Source organism: Pseudomonas jessenii (assembly GCF_002236115.1).
Classification (GTDB): Bacteria; Pseudomonadota; Gammaproteobacteria; order Pseudomonadales; family Pseudomonadaceae; genus Aquipseudomonas; species Aquipseudomonas jessenii.
In genome coordinates this window covers 126,247-143,487 of sequence record NZ_NIWT01000009.1, presented here as the reverse complement: position 1 = coordinate 143,487, position 17,241 = coordinate 126,247, and the positions used below count along the sequence as shown (strand labels likewise).

18 protein-coding genes are annotated in these 17,241 nt (G+C 61.8%); 6 read left to right on the top strand and 12 right to left on the bottom strand.

Annotated features, from left to right (window positions below; genetic code table 11):
• The first annotated feature begins 110 nt into the window (after positions 1 to 110).
• Positions 111 to 1,055: an aldo/keto reductase gene (locus PSJE_RS27390; protein WP_191622235.1), complete on the top strand. Its 945-nt coding sequence runs from the start codon at positions 111 to 113 to the stop codon at positions 1,053 to 1,055.
• 123 nt (positions 1,056 to 1,178) lie between these two features.
• A complete protein-coding gene (locus PSJE_RS27385) occupies positions 1,179 to 1,832 on the top strand; it encodes a peroxiredoxin (RefSeq protein ID WP_056727305.1) in 654 nt (217 codons plus the stop codon).
• A 145-nt stretch (positions 1,833 to 1,977) separates the two neighbouring features.
• Here the strand turns inward: PSJE_RS27385 and yghX are convergent, their stop codons facing one another.
• From yghX to PSJE_RS27355, 6 genes are all read right to left on the bottom strand, one after another.
• Positions 1,978 to 2,865 carry a YghX family hydrolase gene (gene yghX, locus PSJE_RS27380; RefSeq protein WP_090456195.1) on the bottom strand — a complete coding sequence of 296 codons (888 nt, stop codon included), beginning with the start codon at positions 2,863 to 2,865 and terminating at the stop codon, positions 1,978 to 1,980.
• 150 nt (positions 2,866 to 3,015) lie between these two features.
• On the bottom strand, positions 3,016 to 3,417 hold the full coding sequence (locus tag PSJE_RS27375; RefSeq protein WP_090456193.1) for a heme-binding protein: 402 nt from the start codon (positions 3,415 to 3,417) through the stop codon (positions 3,016 to 3,018).
• A 19-nt stretch (positions 3,418 to 3,436) separates the two neighbouring features.
• Positions 3,437 to 4,654, bottom strand: a complete 1,218-nt coding sequence (glcF, locus tag PSJE_RS27370; RefSeq protein ID WP_090456191.1) for a glycolate oxidase subunit GlcF — start codon at positions 4,652 to 4,654, stop codon at positions 3,437 to 3,439.
• A 3-nt stretch (positions 4,655 to 4,657) separates the two neighbouring features.
• Entirely contained in the window at positions 4,658 to 5,722 is a 1,065-nt protein-coding gene (glcE, locus tag PSJE_RS27365) for a glycolate oxidase subunit GlcE (protein ID WP_090456189.1), read from the bottom strand.
• Positions 5,722 to 7,221 carry a glycolate oxidase subunit GlcD gene (gene glcD, locus PSJE_RS27360; RefSeq protein ID WP_090456187.1) on the bottom strand — a complete coding sequence of 500 codons (1,500 nt, stop codon included), beginning with the start codon at positions 7,219 to 7,221 and terminating at the stop codon, positions 5,722 to 5,724. Before glcD ends, glcE begins: the two co-directional genes overlap by 1 nt.
• Before the next feature lie 220 nt (positions 7,222 to 7,441).
• Positions 7,442 to 9,205, bottom strand: a complete 1,764-nt coding sequence (locus PSJE_RS27355; RefSeq protein ID WP_090456185.1) for an L-lactate permease — start codon at positions 9,203 to 9,205, stop codon at positions 7,442 to 7,444.
• A 179-nt stretch (positions 9,206 to 9,384) separates the two neighbouring features.
• On the opposite strand from PSJE_RS27355, the gene PSJE_RS27350 reads away from it, so the two are divergent.
• A complete protein-coding gene (locus PSJE_RS27350) occupies positions 9,385 to 9,621 on the top strand; it encodes a hypothetical protein (protein ID WP_090456183.1) in 237 nt (78 codons plus the stop codon).
• A 38-nt stretch (positions 9,622 to 9,659) separates the two neighbouring features.
• On the opposite strand, the gene PSJE_RS27345 is transcribed toward PSJE_RS27350, so the two are convergent.
• Positions 9,660 to 9,920, bottom strand: coding sequence for a hypothetical protein (locus PSJE_RS27345; RefSeq protein WP_090456182.1), 261 nt, complete (start codon positions 9,918 to 9,920; stop codon positions 9,660 to 9,662).
• 383 nt (positions 9,921 to 10,303) lie between these two features.
• Between PSJE_RS27345 and PSJE_RS27340 the strand changes: the two genes are divergently transcribed.
• Positions 10,304 to 11,368 carry a hypothetical protein gene (locus PSJE_RS27340; protein ID WP_090456180.1) on the top strand — a complete coding sequence of 355 codons (1,065 nt, stop codon included), beginning with the start codon at positions 10,304 to 10,306 and terminating at the stop codon, positions 11,366 to 11,368.
• Between the two features lie 17 nt (positions 11,369 to 11,385).
• Entirely contained in the window at positions 11,386 to 11,739 is a 354-nt protein-coding gene (locus tag PSJE_RS27335) for a DUF1428 domain-containing protein (RefSeq protein WP_090456179.1), read from the top strand.
• Positions 11,740 to 11,753: 14 nt separating this feature from the next.
• Here the strand turns inward: PSJE_RS27335 and PSJE_RS27330 are convergent, their stop codons facing one another.
• Complete coding sequence (locus PSJE_RS27330; RefSeq protein ID WP_056727280.1) at positions 11,754 to 11,948, bottom strand: hypothetical protein; 195 nt, start codon at positions 11,946 to 11,948, stop codon at positions 11,754 to 11,756.
• 122 nt (positions 11,949 to 12,070) lie between these two features.
• Between PSJE_RS27330 and thpR the strand changes: the two genes are divergently transcribed.
• Positions 12,071 to 12,613 carry an RNA 2',3'-cyclic phosphodiesterase gene (gene thpR / locus PSJE_RS27325; RefSeq protein ID WP_090456177.1) on the top strand — a complete coding sequence of 181 codons (543 nt, stop codon included), beginning with the start codon at positions 12,071 to 12,073 and terminating at the stop codon, positions 12,611 to 12,613.
• A gap of 268 nt (positions 12,614 to 12,881) precedes the next feature.
• Here the strand turns inward: thpR and PSJE_RS27320 are convergent, their stop codons facing one another.
• The 4 genes from PSJE_RS27320 to potA form a co-directional block, all read right to left on the bottom strand.
• Positions 12,882 to 13,979: a polyamine ABC transporter substrate-binding protein gene (locus PSJE_RS27320; protein ID WP_090456176.1), complete on the bottom strand. Its 1,098-nt coding sequence runs from the start codon at positions 13,977 to 13,979 to the stop codon at positions 12,882 to 12,884.
• A 178-nt stretch (positions 13,980 to 14,157) separates the two neighbouring features.
• Positions 14,158 to 15,042 carry an ABC transporter permease subunit gene (locus PSJE_RS27315; protein WP_090456174.1) on the bottom strand — a complete coding sequence of 295 codons (885 nt, stop codon included), beginning with the start codon at positions 15,040 to 15,042 and terminating at the stop codon, positions 14,158 to 14,160.
• Positions 15,039 to 15,953 carry an ABC transporter permease subunit gene (locus PSJE_RS27310; RefSeq protein ID WP_090456173.1) on the bottom strand — a complete coding sequence of 305 codons (915 nt, stop codon included), beginning with the start codon at positions 15,951 to 15,953 and terminating at the stop codon, positions 15,039 to 15,041. Before PSJE_RS27310 ends, PSJE_RS27315 begins: the two co-directional genes overlap by 4 nt.
• Entirely contained in the window at positions 15,950 to 17,092 is a 1,143-nt protein-coding gene (gene potA / locus PSJE_RS27305) for a polyamine ABC transporter ATP-binding protein (RefSeq protein WP_090456172.1), read from the bottom strand. Before potA ends, PSJE_RS27310 begins: the two co-directional genes overlap by 4 nt.
• Between the last annotated feature and the right edge of the window lie 149 nt (positions 17,093 to 17,241).

Below are 17,241 nucleotides of genomic sequence, written 5' to 3'. Positions count from 1 at the left end.
AATGGCTGGCGCCACAAGGCTTTCTGAGTGTAGTCAATCGACCCTTTGCGCGGGTTATCCGTATTGTCGACGCAACAGGCCGGACCCTGGCGACTGGTGAGAAGCGTTTTATGAGCCATCCTGTGGGGTACACCCGTCGAGCAATACTCACGCTGGCTGCCGGTGCTTCGGCGGTCTTCACGTTCGGTCAGGCGGGGGCACAACCCGTGCTGTCGACGGGAACAGGAGGCAAGACCATGCAGACCCGCGCCATTCCTTCCAGCAACGAGTCCTTGCCGATCGTAGGGTTGGGCACTTATCGCGGATTCGATGTCGAGCCTTCGCAACCGGCCTACAAGGACTTGCCCGCGGTGCTGGACGCGTTGTTCGAGAAGGGTGGCAAGCTGATCGACAGCTCGCCGATGTACGGTCGCGCCGAACAGACCACCGGCGAACTGCTGTCGATCCATGAGCCGCGCTCGCCGGCCTTTCTGGCCACCAAGGTGTGGACCCGGGGCCGCGAAGAAGGCATCGCGCAGATGGAACAATCCTTCGCCCTGTTGCAGACCGACCGGATCGACCTGATGCAGATCCACAACCTGCTGGACTGGCGGACGCACCTGCCGACCCTGCGCCACTGGAAGGAAGCAGGGCGCATCCGTTACATCGGCATCACCCATTACACGGCGTCGGCTTATGAAGAAGTGGAAGCGGTACTCAAGGCCGAACCAGTGGATTTCTTGCAGATCAACTACGCCCTGGATGATCGCGGCGTCGAGAAACGCCTGCTGCCGTTGTGCCGCGAGCGGGGAGTGGCGGTGATCTGCAACCGACCGTTTGGCGGTGGCGACTTGCTGGCCAAACTGAAAGATAAGCCGCTGCCAGGCTGGGCGGCGCAAGTCGGGGTCAAGAGCTGGCCGCAACTGGCACTGAAGTACCTGCTGTCACATTCGGCGGTGACCTGCGTGATTCCCGGCACCGGCAACCCGCGCTACATGGCGGAAAATGTCCGGGCCGGTTTCGGCCCGATGCTCACCGATGCCCAGCGTCAGCAACTGATTGCGCTGGTGGGCTAGCGACGTGTTCAACCCGTTGCGGCGAGTCGCCGAACCTCTCCTATACTGAGTCGCGTCCATGCCGTTGAAAGCGCATTCGCTGCCCTGACGGCGTCCCTGTCCATCACTGCAAGGAGATCGAACATGGCTATCCGCATTGGCGACGAAGCACCGGATTTCACCGCCGACACCACCGAAGGCACCCTCAACTTTCACCAATGGATCGGCGATGGCTGGGCCATCCTGTTTTCCCATCCCAAGGATTTCACCCCGGTGTGCACCACCGAACTGGGTTACCTGGCCAAACTCAAACCGGAATTCGACAAGCGCAACACCAAGGTCCTGGGCCTCAGCGTCGACCCGGTCAGTGACCACAACCGTTGGGTCGGTGACATCGCCGAGACCCAGGGCACGGCGGTGAACTACCCGCTGATCGGCGACGAAAACCTGGTGGTGGCCAAGCTCTACGACATGATCCACCCCAATGCCAGCGGCGGCGCGCGCACGGCAGTGGACAACGCCACGGTGCGTTCGGTGTTCATCGTCGGCCCGGACAAGAAGGTCAAGGCCATGCTGATCTACCCAATGAGCGCCGGGCGCAATTTCGATGAAGTGCTGCGTCTGCTTGATTCCCTGCAACTCAATGCCAAACACACCGTCGCCACGCCAGTGAACTGGCGGCCGGGTGAAGACGTAATCATCCCGACTTCGGTGTCTGATGAAGACGCGAAGAAGAAATACCCGGATGGCTTCAAGACCCTGAAGCCGTATCTGCGGACTGTGGCTCAGCCGAAGTAGTCACCAACAGTCATACCGCCATCGCGAGCAAGCTCGCTCCCACAGGGATCTTTGGTGAACACAAAATCTGTGTACTACAGAGATCCAATGTGGGAGCGAGCTTGCTCGCGATGAGGCCAGTCCTGCTGGCCGAGTACTTCCCTGGTCAAACCAGATACTTGCGAAACCACCCCAACGTCCGTTCCCACGCCAGTTTCGCCGCCGCCTCGTCGAAGCGCGGCGTCGAATCATTGTGAAAGCCATGATTGCAGCCCGGATAAATGTAGGCCTCATAGGTCTTGCCCCCGGCCTTCAACGCTTGCTCATAGGCGGGCCAGCCTTCGTTGATCCGCGTGTCCAGTTCGCCGTAGTGCAGCATCACCGGGGCCTTGATCGGGGGCACTTCCTCGGCCGTTGGCTGACGGCCATAAAACGACACGGCGGCCCCCAGTTCCGGGTAGGCCACCGCGGCGGCGTTGGTCACGCCACCGCCATAGCAGAACCCGGTGATACCGACTTTTCCCGTAGCGGCAGGGTGTTTCATCATCCATTCGACGGCTGCGAAAAAGTCGTTCATCAGCTTTTCCGGGTCGACCTTGGCCTGAAGCTCGCGGCCCTTGTCGTCATTGCCCGGATAACCGCCGACCGAACTCAGGCCGTCCGGGGCGAGGGCGATGAAACCGGACTTGGCCAGCCGCCGGGCCACATCTTCGATGTACGGGTTGAGCCCGCGGTTTTCGTGCACGACCACCACTGCTGGTACTTTGCCGGTGGCTTTGGCCGGACGCACCAGATAACCGCGAACCTGGCCGTGGCCCTTGGGCGACGGGTAGGCGATGTACTCGGCAATAATCTCCGGATCGGTGAAGGAGACCTGCTCGGCCAGCGCATAGTTGGGGCTTAGCGCGGCGAGCAGGGCTCCAGCGGTCAAACCGCCGAAGGTAAACAGCGCCGCACGGTCGAGAAACTCCCGGCGGTTGATCTTGCCGTGGGCGTAGTAGTCGTACAGTTCCAGCAGTTGCGGGGAAAAGTCTTTGGCAGTTAGACGGGTCATTGCTGCAACTCCTCATGACTGGTTTAACACGGACCCTGTGGGAGCTAGCTTGCTCGCGATGGCGGAATGTCATTCAACATAGATGTCGACTGGTCTACCACTATCGCGAGCAAGCTCGCTCCCACAGGGGGAAGTGGTGATGCCAAAACCTCATTTCACGCTCTGCGCCCCGGCCTTAGCTACCTGCGCATCCTGTTCAGGCTTGACCCCCGACACCCCGACAGCGCCAATCACCTGTCCATCGAAAACAATCGGCACGCCACCCTCAAGCGAAGTCAGCAAGGGTGCCGAGAGGAAAGCGTAGCGCCCGGCGTTGACCATGTCCTCATAGCTTTTCGACTCGCGCCGCCCGAGGGCTGAGGTGCGCGCCTTTTCGGTGGCGATGTAGGCACTGCCTGGCGCGCAGCCATCGAGGCGTTCGAGGGCCAGCGGGTGGCCGCCGTCATCGACCACCACTATGGTCACGGCCCATTGATTGGCCTGTGCTTCGGCGCGGGCGGCGGTGAGGATCTGGCCGACTTCGGCCTGGCTCAGGACAGCTTTGCGGTTCATGGGCATCTCCAGGGTTCGGTTAAGGCAAGTTGGCTTCGACCAGTTCGATCCAGTGCCGCACCGGGGTTCGCCCTGCGCCGTCGAGGTGCGACTGGCAGCCGATGTTGGCCGTGACAATGACCTCGGGATGGCCGCTTTCCAGGGCGTCGAGCTTGTTGTCGCGCAGTTGTCGCGACAGTTCGGGCTGGGTGAGCGAATAGGTGCCCGCCGAGCCGCAGCACAGGTGCCCGTCGGGGACAGACGTCAGGTTGAAACCGAGTCTGGTCAGCAGCGCTTCCACGGCACCGCCGAGTTTCTGCCCGTGCTGCAAGGTGCAGGGGCAATGGAAGGCCAAGCGTTGCGAGGCGTGGATGCCGAGTTGCTCCAGCGGTTCGTCGCGCAACACTTCCACCAGATCCCTGGCCAGCGCACTGACCTTTTTTGCCTTGTCGGCATAGGCCGGGTCGCTGGCGAGCAGGTGGCCGTAATCCTTGATGAAGGCGCCGCAACCGCTGGCGGTCTGCACAATCGCCTCGGCGCCTTTTTCCAGGCTCGGCCACCACGCGTCGATGTTGCGCCGGGCACGATCGAGGCCGGCGGCCTGGGCGTCCAGGTGGTAGTCCACGGCGCCGCAGCAACCGGCTTCGCGGCTCGCGATGACGCTGATCCCCAAGCGGTCCAGCACCCGCGCCGCCGCGGCATTGGTGTTGGGTGACAGACTGGGCTGCACGCAACCTTCGAGCATCAGCACCTGACGCTCGCGCAGGGTCATGGGTCGCGGCTTGGCCGGGTATGCACTGCGCGGCAATTTGCTTTGCAGGGAGTCGGGCAGCAGTGCGCGGAACACTTGGCCGCCATTGATCAGGCTTTTAAACAAATCCGGATGCGGCACAGTCTGCCGCAAACCCTCGCGCAACAAGCGCTGACCGAGGGGGCGTGGCACCGCCGCATCGACCACCGCCCGCCCGATGTCCAGCAGGTTGTGGTAGTCGACGCCCGACGGACAGGTGGTTTCGCAGTTGCGGCACGACAGGCAGCGGTCCAGGTGCTGCTGGGTCTTTTGCGTGACGTCGTTGCCTTCCAGCACCTGCTTGATCAGGTAAATGCGACCCCGTGGTCCGTCCAGTTCATCGCCGAGCAATTGATAGGTCGGGCACGTGGCATTGCAGAACCCGCAGTGCACGCAGGTGCGCAGGATGCTTTCGGCTTCTGCGGCGCGGGGCAATTGGCTGGCGCGTTCACTCAAGGTCGTCTGCATGGTTCAAAGCTCCGCGTACAGGCGTCCGGGGTTGAAGATACCCCGTGGATCGAGCTGTTGTTTCAGGTTGCGGTGATAGCGCATCAGGGCCGGGGGCAGAGGCTGGAATGGAGTGTCGGTCAGGCCGTGGCTGAAGCAGGTGGCATGGCCACCGACCTCGTCGACGACCTGGCGGATGTACGCCGCTTCGGCATCGGATTTCAGCCAGCGCTGGGCGCCCCCCCAGTCGATCAACTGGCGCCCCGGCAACGACAGAAGCGGCGTGTTGTGCGGCAGTGACAGGCGCCAAAGCGGTTGGTCTTCATCGAAGAAACTCAAGCGCTGTTCGTTGAGATCGTCCCACCAGCAAGCCTCCAGCCGTTCGCCCCCGAGGCGCTCATGGGCCGCCGATACCGAACCTTCACCGCCCTCAAGCCGCAGGTGCAGGCGTGAACCGTCGTGACATACCGCGCTGATCGGCAACGGCTGCTGGCCCCATTCCGCCAGGCACAACAAGGCCCGTTCGGCGTCCATTTCCAGGCTGATACTGAGGCACTGCCGGGGTTTGGGCAGCACTTTGAGGGAAACTTCGGTAATCAGCCCGAGGCTGCCGTAACTGCCGGCCATCAGGCGCGACAGGTCGTAGCCGGCGACGTTTTTCATCACCTCGCCACCGAAGCGCAACAGCTTGCCTTGCCCTGTGATGACCCGCGTGCCGAGCACGAAATCGCGCACCGAACCGGACCACGGGCGCCGTGGCCCGGACAGCCCGCAGGCGATCATGCCGCCGACGGTGGCGCCGTCGCCGAAGGACGGTGGCTCGCATGGCAGCATCTGTTGCGCGGCGTCCAGTACCTGCGTCAGTTGCGACAACGGTGTGCCGCAACGGGCGGTGATCACCAGTTCAGTCGGGTCGTAACTGACGATACCCCGGTGCGAGCGGGTGTCGAGAATTTCCCCGGCCGTGGTGCGGCCGAGAAAGGCTTTGCTGTTGGAACCCTGGATGCGCAAGGGCGTGGCGTTTTCCAGCGCCTGATTGACCTGTTCCAGCAGTGACTGGCTGTCATCGAAATCTTCAGGGCCGTGCATCAGAAGCGCTCCAGCTCGGGGAAGGGCAATTGACCGCCATGTATGTGCATGGCACCGAATTCGGCGCAGCGGTGCAGGGTCGGAATGTTCTTGCCGGGGTTGAGCAGGCCGCTGGGGTCGAAGGCGGCCTTGATGGCATGGAACAGGGTCAGCTCATCGCTGTTGAACTGCGCGCACATCTGGTTGATCTTCTCGCGGCCCACGCCGTGTTCACCGGTGATGCTGCCGCCGACTTTCACGCACAACTCCAGAATCTTGCCGCCCAGGGCTTCGGCTCGATCAAGTTCACCGGGTTGATTGGCATCGAACAGGATCAGCGGGTGCATGTTGCCGTCGCCGGCATGGAACACGTTGGCCACCCGCAGGCCGTATTCGTTCGAAAGCTCGGCGATGGCGTGCAGTACGCCGGGCAGTTCGCGACGGGGAATGGTGCCGTCCATGCAGTAGTAGTCCGGCGAGAGGCGACCCACCGCCGGGAAGGCATTCTTGCGCCCGGCCCAGAACAGCACGCGCTCGGCTTCGTCCTTGGCCTGGCGTAACTCGGTGGCGCCGGCCTGTTGCAGTACCTGGCGCACCCGGTCGCAGTCATCTGAGACATCGGCTTCAACACCATCGAGCTCGCACAGCAGAATGGCCTGGGCATCCACCGGATAACCGGCGTGGATGAAGTCCTCGGCGGCGCGGATGGCCAGGTTGTCCATCATTTCCAGGCCACCGGGGATGATGCCGGCGGCAATGATGTCGCCGACGGCGCGCCCGGCTTTTTCCACGGAATCGAACGCCGCCAGCAGCACTTTGGCGGTCTGCGGCTTGGGCAGCAGCTTGACCGTGACTTCGGTGATCACCCCGAGCAGGCCTTCGGAGCCGGTGAACAGCGCCAGCAGGTCGAAACCGGGGGCGTCGAGGGCGTTGGAGCCCAGGCTCAGGTGCTCGCCATCAACGGTGAGGATGTCGACCTTGAGCACGTTGTGCACGGTCAGGCCGTACTTCAGGCAGTGCACGCCACCGGCATTTTCCGCGACGTTGCCGCCGATGGAACAGGCGATTTGCGAGGAAGGATCCGGCGCGTAATACAGGCCGAAGGGTGCCGCTGCCTGGGAAATCGCCAGATTGCGTACGCCGGGCTGAACCCGTGCGGTACGGGCGGCTGGATCGATGTGCAGGATGTTGTTGAAGCGCGCCATCACCAGCAGCACGCCTTTCTCCAGGGGCAACGCGCCGCCGGACAACCCGGTCCCCGCGCCACGGGCCACGACGGGGACGCGCAGTTCATGGCAGACCCGCAGCACCCCCTGGACTTCGTCGATGGATCGGGGCAGCACCACCAGCATCGGCGTGGTGCGATAGGCCGACAGCCCGTCGCATTCGTAGGGCTTGGTTTCCTCGCGCTGATGCAGGATCTCAAGAGCTGGCATGCGGGTTTGCAGGGCGTGCAACAGCGCCTGTTTGTCGACGTCGGGCAAGGCGCCGTCAACGCGTTCATCGTAGAGAATGTTCATCGGCGCTCGACACTCGTTTTGTTGATGCGTGAGGTCTGTTTTCGCGGTCCACTGTCTTAATCATTGGCCCGTCAGGCTCAGCTGTCCATGGGATCGTTGTCTGCTCGACGTACCACCATCCATAGATGTGGGAGCGAGCTTGCTCGCGATAGCGGCAGACCAGTCGACATCTATGTTGAATGACACTCCGCCATCGCGAGCAAGCTCGCTCCCACAGGGATCAATGTCCGCCCACCACCATATGGCTGAACGGTGCGACGTAGGCCTGCAGCGTCACCAGGCCACCGACCAGGATCGCCAGCACAATCGAGTGGAAGAACACGTAGCGCAGGATTTCCCCTTCATGGCCGTACCAGCGGGTGGCGGTGGAGGCGACCACGATCGACTGGGCGTCGACCATCTTGCCCATGACCCCCCCGGAACTGTTGGCGGCAGCCATCAACACCGGGCTGATGCCCAACTGCTCGGATGTCACCCGTTGCAGGCCACCGAACAGCACGTTTGACGCGGTGTCTGAACCTGTCAACGCCACGCCGAGCCAGCCGAGCAGGGTGCCGAACATCGGGTAGAAAATGCCCGTCGCGGCGAAAGCCAGGCCCATGGTCGCATCCAGGCCCGAGTAGCGCGTGAGGAAGCCCAGCGCGAGCATCGCCACTATGGTGATCAGCGAATAACGCACCACCCACAAAGTGCGCAGGTACTGGTGAATCAGTTGCGGGATCGAGTACCCCATCAGCAAACCGCCGACAATCGCCGCCAGCAGAATGCCGCTGCCGGTGGCGGTGAACCATGTGAACTTGTACACCGCTTCTTCGGTTTTCGGCGCGGCCACCACGGGCGGGACTTTCTCGACCTGCAAGTGCAGGGTGGTGAAGGTCACGATCGGCGCAAACAGCGGGTTCGCCTCGCGCATCGGCTTGCCCTGAGGATCGAGCTTGGCGGCACTGGTTTGCGGGTCGATGGTGGGGCGGGTGTCGAAGGTGTTCTTGAAGCCCTGTGTGCCCCAGATGAACACGAAGACCGTGAGGATGAGCCACGGCATCCACGCCCGCATCACTGCCGGTTTTGCTTCATTGGCAAAGATTGCAGTGGGTACAGGCTTTTCGTCGTGCTCGGCATCGATCTTCGAGTTGTCGACCCGGCCGGACAGGGCGGCGGAGGTATGCACGGTGGCCGGTTTCCACACCTTGAGGAAACCGGTCAGGCAGGCCATGGAAATCAGTGCGGCGATCACGTCCACCAGCATCGGCCCGTGATAGTTGGACACCAGGAACTGCGGCACGGCAAAACTGACCCCGGCCACCAGGATCGCCGGCCAGATTTCCACCATCTTGCGCCAGCCGGCAAAGGCCCAGATCAACCAGAACGGCACCAGCACCGAGAAGAACGGCAACTGCCGGCCGACCATCATCGACAGCTCCATTTCATCCAGCCCGGTGACCTTGGCCAGGGTGATGATCGGTGTGCCGAGGGCGCCGAACGCCACGGGGGCGGTGTTGGCGATCAGCGCCAGCCCTGAAGCGGCGAGCGGCGAAAACCCCAGCCCGATCAGAATCGCCCCGGTCACCGCCACCGGCGTACCGAAACCGGCGGCGCCCTCGAAAAACGCCCCGAAGCAGAAGGCGATCAGCAGCAATTGCAGGCGCCGGTCATCGGTGATGCGCGCCAGGGAGTCTTGCAGCACCTTGAACGAACCGTTCTCGGTGGTCAGGCGATGCAGGAAGATGATGTTCAACACGATCCAGCCAATCGGCAGCAGGCCGTTGGCCGCACCGAACAGCGCCGCGGAACCGGCCATGCTCGCCGGCATGCCGAAGGCGAAGATCGAGATCAGCAAGGCCGAGACCAGGGCGAGCAACGCCGCCAGGTGCGCCTTGATATGAAAAAAAGCGAGGGCCGCCAGCATCACCACCACCGGCACAGCCGCCATGAGCGTTGAAAGCACCGGGTTACCGAACGGATCGTAGACTTGCTGCCAGACCATGTTCCACCTCTGCTTTTTATTGTTGGACGTGCAGATCCCCAGGGGGGAGGTGGCCTTGAGTATAGGTGGCATTGCGCCGCTGTCAGGGCCGGCCTCCGGTCCTGCCAATCGGCGCATTCCGGAGGGCTGAGCTAGCATGGCCAGTAGGGTTTGAATTCAGTCAGGGGAGCAATGCAGTCATGACCGAGCGCCATATGGAGCACAAGGAAACGCTATCGAACGGATGCAACATCAAAGTCAAGGCAGAGATATTGAAGGACGGTTCGTTGGGCATGTTCATCGGTGTCTATCGGCCGGACGGCTCGGCCATCGATGAGAACCACGACCCACGGCCGCACATGCTGGACATGGAAGCGGCGATGGATTGGGGGATTGATATTGCCAAGGGGATCGGCAATAGCCAGCGAACGTTGTGAGCGGTTGCCGTCCGTGCCCGGGCGACCGGCGGTCGCTGTCAGAACCCGAACGAACGGGCCGAGCCTTTTGCCAGTTCGACATCCAGCAGATGCTCGACCAGCACGTCATTCAAAAAACGGAACTGATCATTGAGCCCGACCACTTCGTTGCTGAAGTGATGATCGGCTGCCGGGATCAGCAACGCCTCGAACTTCTCGTCGAACAGAAGAGTCAACTCTTTACGTGACTCGAATTCCTGCGCGTAGAAATTGTTGCCGAACACCGGAAAACGTACGGCGAGGGTGACAGTGTGAATCATGATGTTTGTTCCTCGCTCAGGACGTACCAGGCAAACACACTCAATGTGAACGCCGTCAGGGTCAGGCAGGTCAGCAGATGGATCAGCATGAGGTTCCCCTCCGATTCGGGGTTTCGTGTTGGCTTGGAATTGATCCTACGCTGACGGCGTTCAAGCGGAAGGCAATCGCGGCGATGGTGAATATCGACGCAAGTGATGGTGCAATTTGCGCTGTCTGCTCTGGCCCCATCGCGAGCCGGTTCGCTCCCACAGGTTCACCGCCGACCAGGGGGGGAGCGAGCCTGCTCGCGATGGCGGCCGACAGAGCACCGCCACCTATACTTAAACCGATGGTTTCGAGTGTCGGGCATTTCGTCCGGTGCACACTGCGGGAAGTCGCAATCTTGAGCCTGCGTTCGCTGATCGTCGCCGTGCTGGTGGTGTTGGCGGGGTGCGCCACACCGCCGCGTGCGCCGGTGGAAGTGGTGCCGGTCATCGTCTCAACGAGCACCTGGCAGCAAGTGGACCGGGAGATCGTCGCTGCGTCGCAGTCAGCCACCGAGCAAACCAGAATCTACGCCCGCGGCGCCATGGAGTACTGGCGTACACGGGTCTATGAGTTGACCGAACAGAATTTCATTCCGTGGTTCAGCAGCTACTGGACCCAGGAATGGCTGTCGGTGAAGGTCAGCTGGTACACCCTCAGCGCCAAGGGTGAGCAGGACGCATCGGAAAAACGCCTGGCGGCGTACCTGCTCGAAGCCTATCAGGAGAAGGTCCTGGCCCCGGCGGCATTGGAAGTCGATCCCGATGCGATTCTCGGTCTGGCAGCGGCGTTCTACGTCGACATCCTCAAGGAAGAGCTGCAGAAAATCTCCACCCGCCACGGCGTGCCGATGGCCCAGCTCAACGGGCGCATCCAGAAAATCCCGGCCATCGCCCTCGGGCCGCCGCCGGCGCGGGACGCTTCGTTGTACCAGATCGTGCACACCGAATCACTGAACACCTTGCCGGCCTTCGCCGCGCTGGTCGACAAAATCCACAAGGCCGGTGGCGACAAGGGGGTGGGCTCGACCGACACCGCGATGGCGCCGGTGGCCAGGCGCGCCAGCCGGCGGATGGAAGCCGAGATGGCCCCGCGCGGGGCCGCCAGCGCCGTGGCCGCGGCAGCCGGGAGACTCGCCGGTGGCTTGATCACGATAGGGGTGGCGGGCATTCGCGCACTGATTCAGGCCAATGACCGGCCCGACAGCGAGGCGCTGATCCGCAGCAGCCTGGGCAATACCTTCGACAAGGCCTGGCTCAAACTGGTGCAGAACCCGACCACCGGCGTCATGGCTGGCACGCTTTACATGGCGGGGCAGATCGAAGGCAGCCTGGCGGTGAGTACTGAACCACCGGTCGGTTTGAGTACCGGCGCTGTCGATTGGACGCCAGCGCAATCGACTACCCAGCAGAACACCCCATGACCCAAGGAGAGATACTCATGTCATATGTCGATGGTTTTATTGCTGCCGTACCTACCGCCAACCGTGAGCAATACATCAAACACGCCGAAATCGCCGCCTCGATTTTCAAGGAAAACGGTGCCTTGAGCGTGGTCGAATGCTGGGGCGAGGATGTCCCGGAAGGCAAGGTCACCTCGTTTCCAATGTCGGTGAAGCTCAAGGAAGGCGAAACCGTTGCCTTTGGCTGGATCGTCTGGCCGGACAAGGCCAGGCGCAATGCCGGAATGGACAAGATGATGCAGGACCCGCGCATGAAGCCGGACGTCAATCCGATGCCCTTCGATGGCCAGCGCATGGTGTACGGCGGGTTCGAATTGCTCCTCCAGGCCTGACGCCTTACGCGGGATCACTCCGGCGTCGGGGTGATCCTGCAACTCTTGCGCTGGCGGATCTCGTCGTCCGTCGGCCGCTCGCGGATGAACTCGAAGCGCGGCTCGCCTTCGCTGTAGTGCACCAGCCAGCCCCATTCCAGCTTGAGTTCATCCTGGCCGGGCTCGGGCGGTCTGGCCCACCATGGTTCCTTGCTGATGATCTGTCGCATGGCCCCCTCCGGTTTTTCGGGATGCTAAAACTATAACGTGCCTGCCCCACGATGCCAGAAATGCGCTGGTCGGTACGCGAGTGTTGGGTACACTCAGGCAGTCTTCCCACGAGGTGTCCGGCATGAACGACGAATCCCGCGAGCCGTTCAAGCGTCTGTTCTTTGCGCTGAACTGCGCCCCGGCCCAGCGCCGGGAGATAGCGCAGTGGCGCAGTGCGCTGCAACTGCGCAACGGACGACCGGTGCCGGCGGAAAACTTTCACCTGACACTGAAGTTCTTGGGGGCGGTGGGCGCGGCGCAGATTGCTGATATCTGTACCGCTGCGGCGGCGATCCGTACACCGGGCGAGCGCTTGACGGTGGTGCTGGATCGGCTGGACGTGTGGCGCAGGGCAGGGGCGCTGGTGCTCGCACCGGAGCAGGCGCCCCCGGCATTGTTGCGCCTGGTGTATGCGCTGGAACAGGCGATGTTGCCGTTCGGCCTGGAGCAAGCCCCAAGGGAATACCGTCCGCATCTGACCCTGGCGCGGGACTATCGGGCACCGGTGCCGGAGTCCGCAACGGCGCCGGAATTCTTCCTGCGTGCCGACCGGTTCACCTTGTTCGAATCCCACAAGGGCCGCTATCGGGCGCTGGCTGAATGGCCTTTGATCGATCCCCAATAAAAAAGGCGCCCGAGGGCGCCAAAATTCACCTGAACCGAGGGAGCCAGGTGAGGCCGTTCTACTTGCAGGAGAGGCAGCGGTGGTAAGGCGCTGCGTGAACGGAAAAGGGTAAAGCTGAAATGTGTGCTGGCTGTTCTGGCCTCATCGCGAGCAAGCTCGCTCCCACAGGGGGGAGCGTCGTTCGCACATCATTGGTTCAACACGGACCACTGTGGGAGCGAGCTTGCTCGCGATGGCAATCTCAGGCTCAGCAGATCAACTGAGTGAATTACTGGCCCAACTTCACCTTGGTCCAGCCACGGGTCATGATCCGCTGGACGGCAATCGGCTGGTCCGGCACGGCATAGAGCGTGGCCATCACCGCTTCCGGCGGGTAGGAGCCCGGATCGTTGCGGATCGCTTCATCGACCAGTGGCGTGGCCGCAGCGTTCGCGTTGCTGTAGCCGATGTTGTTGGTGATGTCGGCAATCACGTCGGGGCGCATCAGGAAGTTCATGAACAGGTACGCGTTCTCGACGTTGGCGGCATCGCGCGGGATGGCGAGCATGTCGTAGAAACTGGCGGCGCCTTCTTTCGGGATGCTGTAGTCGATCTTCACCTTGTCCCCGGCTTCCTGGGCGCGGGCCTTGGCCTGCAGCACGTCGCCGGAGTAACCGACGGCCACGCAGATGTTGCCGTTGGCCAGGTCCGAGATGTATTTCGACGAATGGAAGTACGCCACGTTCGGGCGAATCTTCATGAACAGCGCCTCGGCTTCGGCGATGTGCTGTTTGTCCTGATCGTTCACCGGGTAGCCCAGGTAGTGCAGGGCGGTCGGGATCATTTCAGTCGGCGAATCGAGGAAACTGATGCCGCAGGCTTTCAGCTTCTCGGCGTTTTCCGGTTTGAACAGCAGGTCCCAGGAGTTGGTCGGGGCGTTGGCGCCGAGCACTTCCTTGACCTTCTGGGGGTTGAAGCCGATGCCGATCGAACCCCACATGTACGGGATGGCGTGGGCGTTGTCGGGATCGCTCGCGGAGGCGTTTTTCAGCAGCACCGGGTTGAGGTTTTTCCAGTTCGACAGCTTCGACTTGTCCAGTTCCTGATAGACACCGGCCTTGATCTGCTTGGCCAGGAAGCTGTTGGACGGCACGACGATGTCGTAGCCGGATTTGCCCGCCAGCAGGCGTGCCTCAAGGGTTTCGTTGCTGTCGAAGACATCGTAGGTGACCTGGATGCCAGTCTCTTCCTCGAACTTCTTGACGGTGTCCGGGCCAATGTAATCCGACCAGTTATAGACGCGCAGAACCTTGTCATTGGCCTGGGCGCCGGTGGCGATTGCGCCCAATAAGGACAGTGTCAGCAGAGTCCTGCCAAACATTTTCATCGGTACAACTCCATTTTTTTTCAAGATCACACGGCAAACATTTGTGGCTGGAACGCTTGCGCGCTCCCTTGTAGGAGCGAGCTCGCTCGCGAAAAACTCAAGGACGCCGCGTTAATTCGGGTAGCCCGCGTCATCGTTGACGTCCATCGCGAGCGAGCTCGCTCCTACAGGGGCGGCCTCAGGCCGTCGCTTCTGCCATTTGCTTTTTCGGTTGCTGCCAGGATTCGCTGGCGGTCTGGTCCATGGCTTCCTGGATCGCGCGCTTGCGGGTGGCTTCGGCACGGCGGCTGAAGTACCAGACCATGAAGGTCACGATCGACACTGCCAACAGGATCAGGCTGGCCACGGCGTTGATCTCGGGCTTGACGCCCAGACGCACCGCCGAGAACACCTCCATCGGCAGGGTCGTGGAACCCGGGCCGGACACGAAACTCGCCAGCACTAGGTCATCCAGCGACAGGGCGAACGACATCATGCCGCCGGCCGCCAGTGACGGCGCGATCATCGGAATGGTGATCAGGAAAAACACCTTGAACGGCTTCGCACCCAGGTCCATGGCCGCTTCTTCGATGGACAGGTCCAGTTCGCGAAGGCGGGCGGAGACTACCACTGCCACATAGGCGGCACAAAACGTGGTGTGGGCGATCCAGATCGTGACGATGCCACGCTCCATCGGCCAGCCGATCAACTGCGCCATGGCCACGAACAGCAGCAACAGCGACAGGCCGGTGATCACTTCAGGCATCACCAGCGGCGCGGTGACCAGGCCACCGAACAGCGTGCGGCCCTTGAAGCGTGTGACGCGGGTCAGGACGAACGCGGCCAGCGTCCCTAGTGCGACTGCCGCAATCGCGGTGTAGCAGGCGATTTCCAGCGAGCGCAGCACCGAACCCATCAACTGGCTGTTGTCGAGCAAACCGGCGTACCACTTGATCGACCAGCCACCCCACACCGTCACCAGCTTGGAGGCGTTGAACGAGTAGATCACCAGAATCAGCATCGGCAGGTAGATAAACGACAGGCCGAAAATCAGCATGAACTTTGAAAATCCGAAGCGTTTCATCCCCGTGCCTCCATCTCTTTGGCCTGGCTGCGGTTGAACAGCAGAATCGGCACAATCAGGATCAACAGCATTACCACCGCCAGGGCGGACGCCACTGGCCAGTCGCGGTTGTTGAAGAACTCTTGCCACAACACACGGCCGATCATCAGGGTTTCCGGGCCGCCCAGCAGTTCCGGAATCACGAACTCACCGACCACCGGAATGAACACCAGCATGCAACCGGCGATGATGCCGTTCTTGGCCAAAGGCACAGTGATTTTCCAGAAGCTGTTGAAGGTGCTCGAACCCAGGTCCGATGCGGCCTCCAGCAGGCTCTGGTCATGTTTGACCAGGTTGGCGTACAGCGGCAGCACCATGAACGGCAGGTATGCATAGACGACGCCAATGTAGACGGCGGTGTTGGTGTTGAGGATCTCGATCGGGTGCGACGTCAGCCCGGTCCACATCAGGAACCCGTTGAGCAGGCCGTTGTTGCTGAGGATGCCCATCCACGCATAAACGCGGATCAGGATCGCGGTCCAGGTTGGCATCATGATCAGCAGCATCAGCACGTTCTGCGCTTCCTTGCTGGCCTTGGTGATGGCGTAGGCCATCGGGAAACCGATCACCAGGCACATCACGGTGCTGAAAAACGCCACCTTCAACGAGCCCAGGTAGGCAGACAGGTACAGCTCATCCTCGCCCAGCAGGGTGTAGTTGCCGATGTTGAGCAACAGCTGGAATTTCTGCTCGGCGAAGGTGTAGATCTCCGAGTAGGGCGGAATGGCCAGGGCTGCTTCCGAGAAGCTGATCTTCATCACCAGGAAGAATGGCAACATGAAGAACAGGAACAGCCAGATGAACGGAATCCCGATGACGAACTTGCGCCCGCTGGGGACCCACCTCAGGAATTGCTGATTGAAGGTTTTCATGCGCGCAGTACCACGCCGCTGTCGTCTTCCCACCACACGTAGACCTGATCGTCCCAGGTCGGACGCGCACCACGGCGTTCGGCGTTGGCCATGAACGACTGGACGATCTTGCCCCCAGGCAGCTCGACGTAGAACACCGAGTGCCCGCCCAGGTAGGCGATGTCATGCACTTTGCCCGCGGACCAGTTGTAGCGGTTATCCGGCTTGACGGTGCTGACCAGCAGTTTTTCCGGGCGGATCGCGTAGGTGATCGACTTGTCCTGCACCGAAGTACTGACGCCGTGACCGACGTAGATCTTCTGCTCCAGGTCCGGGCTGTGGATGATCGCGTGACCTTCCAGGTCCTCGACCACGGTGCCGTCGAAGGCGTTCACGTTGCCGATGAATTCGCAGACCATGCGGCTGACCGGTGCTTCATAAATGTCCACCGGGCTGCCGATCTGGGCGATCCAGCCCAGGTGCATGATCGCGATACGCTGGGCCATGGTCATGGCCTCTTCCTGGTCGTGGGTCACCATCACGCAGGTCACGCCCACGCGCTCGATGATCTCCACCAGCTCCAATTGCATCTGCGAACGCAGCTTTTTATCCAGTGCGCCCATCGGTTCGTCGAGCAGCAGCAGCTTCGGACGCTTGGCCAGGGAACGGGCCAGGGCTACGCGCTGACGCTGGCCTCCGGACAGTTGGTGCGGCTTGCGCTTGGCGTATTGGGTCATGTGCACCAGGCGCAGCATCTCCTGCACCCGGGCGTCGATTTCGGCCGCTGGCAAACGGTCCTGCTTGAGGCCGAAGGCGATGTTCTGCGCTACCGTCATGTGCGGGAACAGCGCGTAGGACTGGAACATCATGTTGATCGGTCGTTCGTACGGCGGCATGTCGGTGATGTCGACACCGTCGAGCAGAATCCGGCCTTCGGTCGGGCGCTCGAAACCGGCGAGCATGCGCAGCAGGGTCGATTTGCCGGAACCGGAACCACCGAGCAGGGCGAAGATTTCACCCTGGTGGATTTCCAGGGACACATCGTCCACAGCGATGGTTTCGTCGAACTTCTTGGCGACGCGATCGATTTTCACCAACACCTTTTTCGGTGCCTGGTGACCCTCAAGAGCCTTCCTGTAGATGCTGGAGGCGTTTGCCATGTGAAACTCCCAACAGGTTTCAGTCGCCCGGCCAACACGGCCCGGCTTAATAGTGGATTGCAAACCCGTATCGGGGACTTCGGTCAGAACGCAGACCCTGTGGGAGCGAGCTTGCTCGCGATGAGGCCGGCACAATCGACATTGATGTC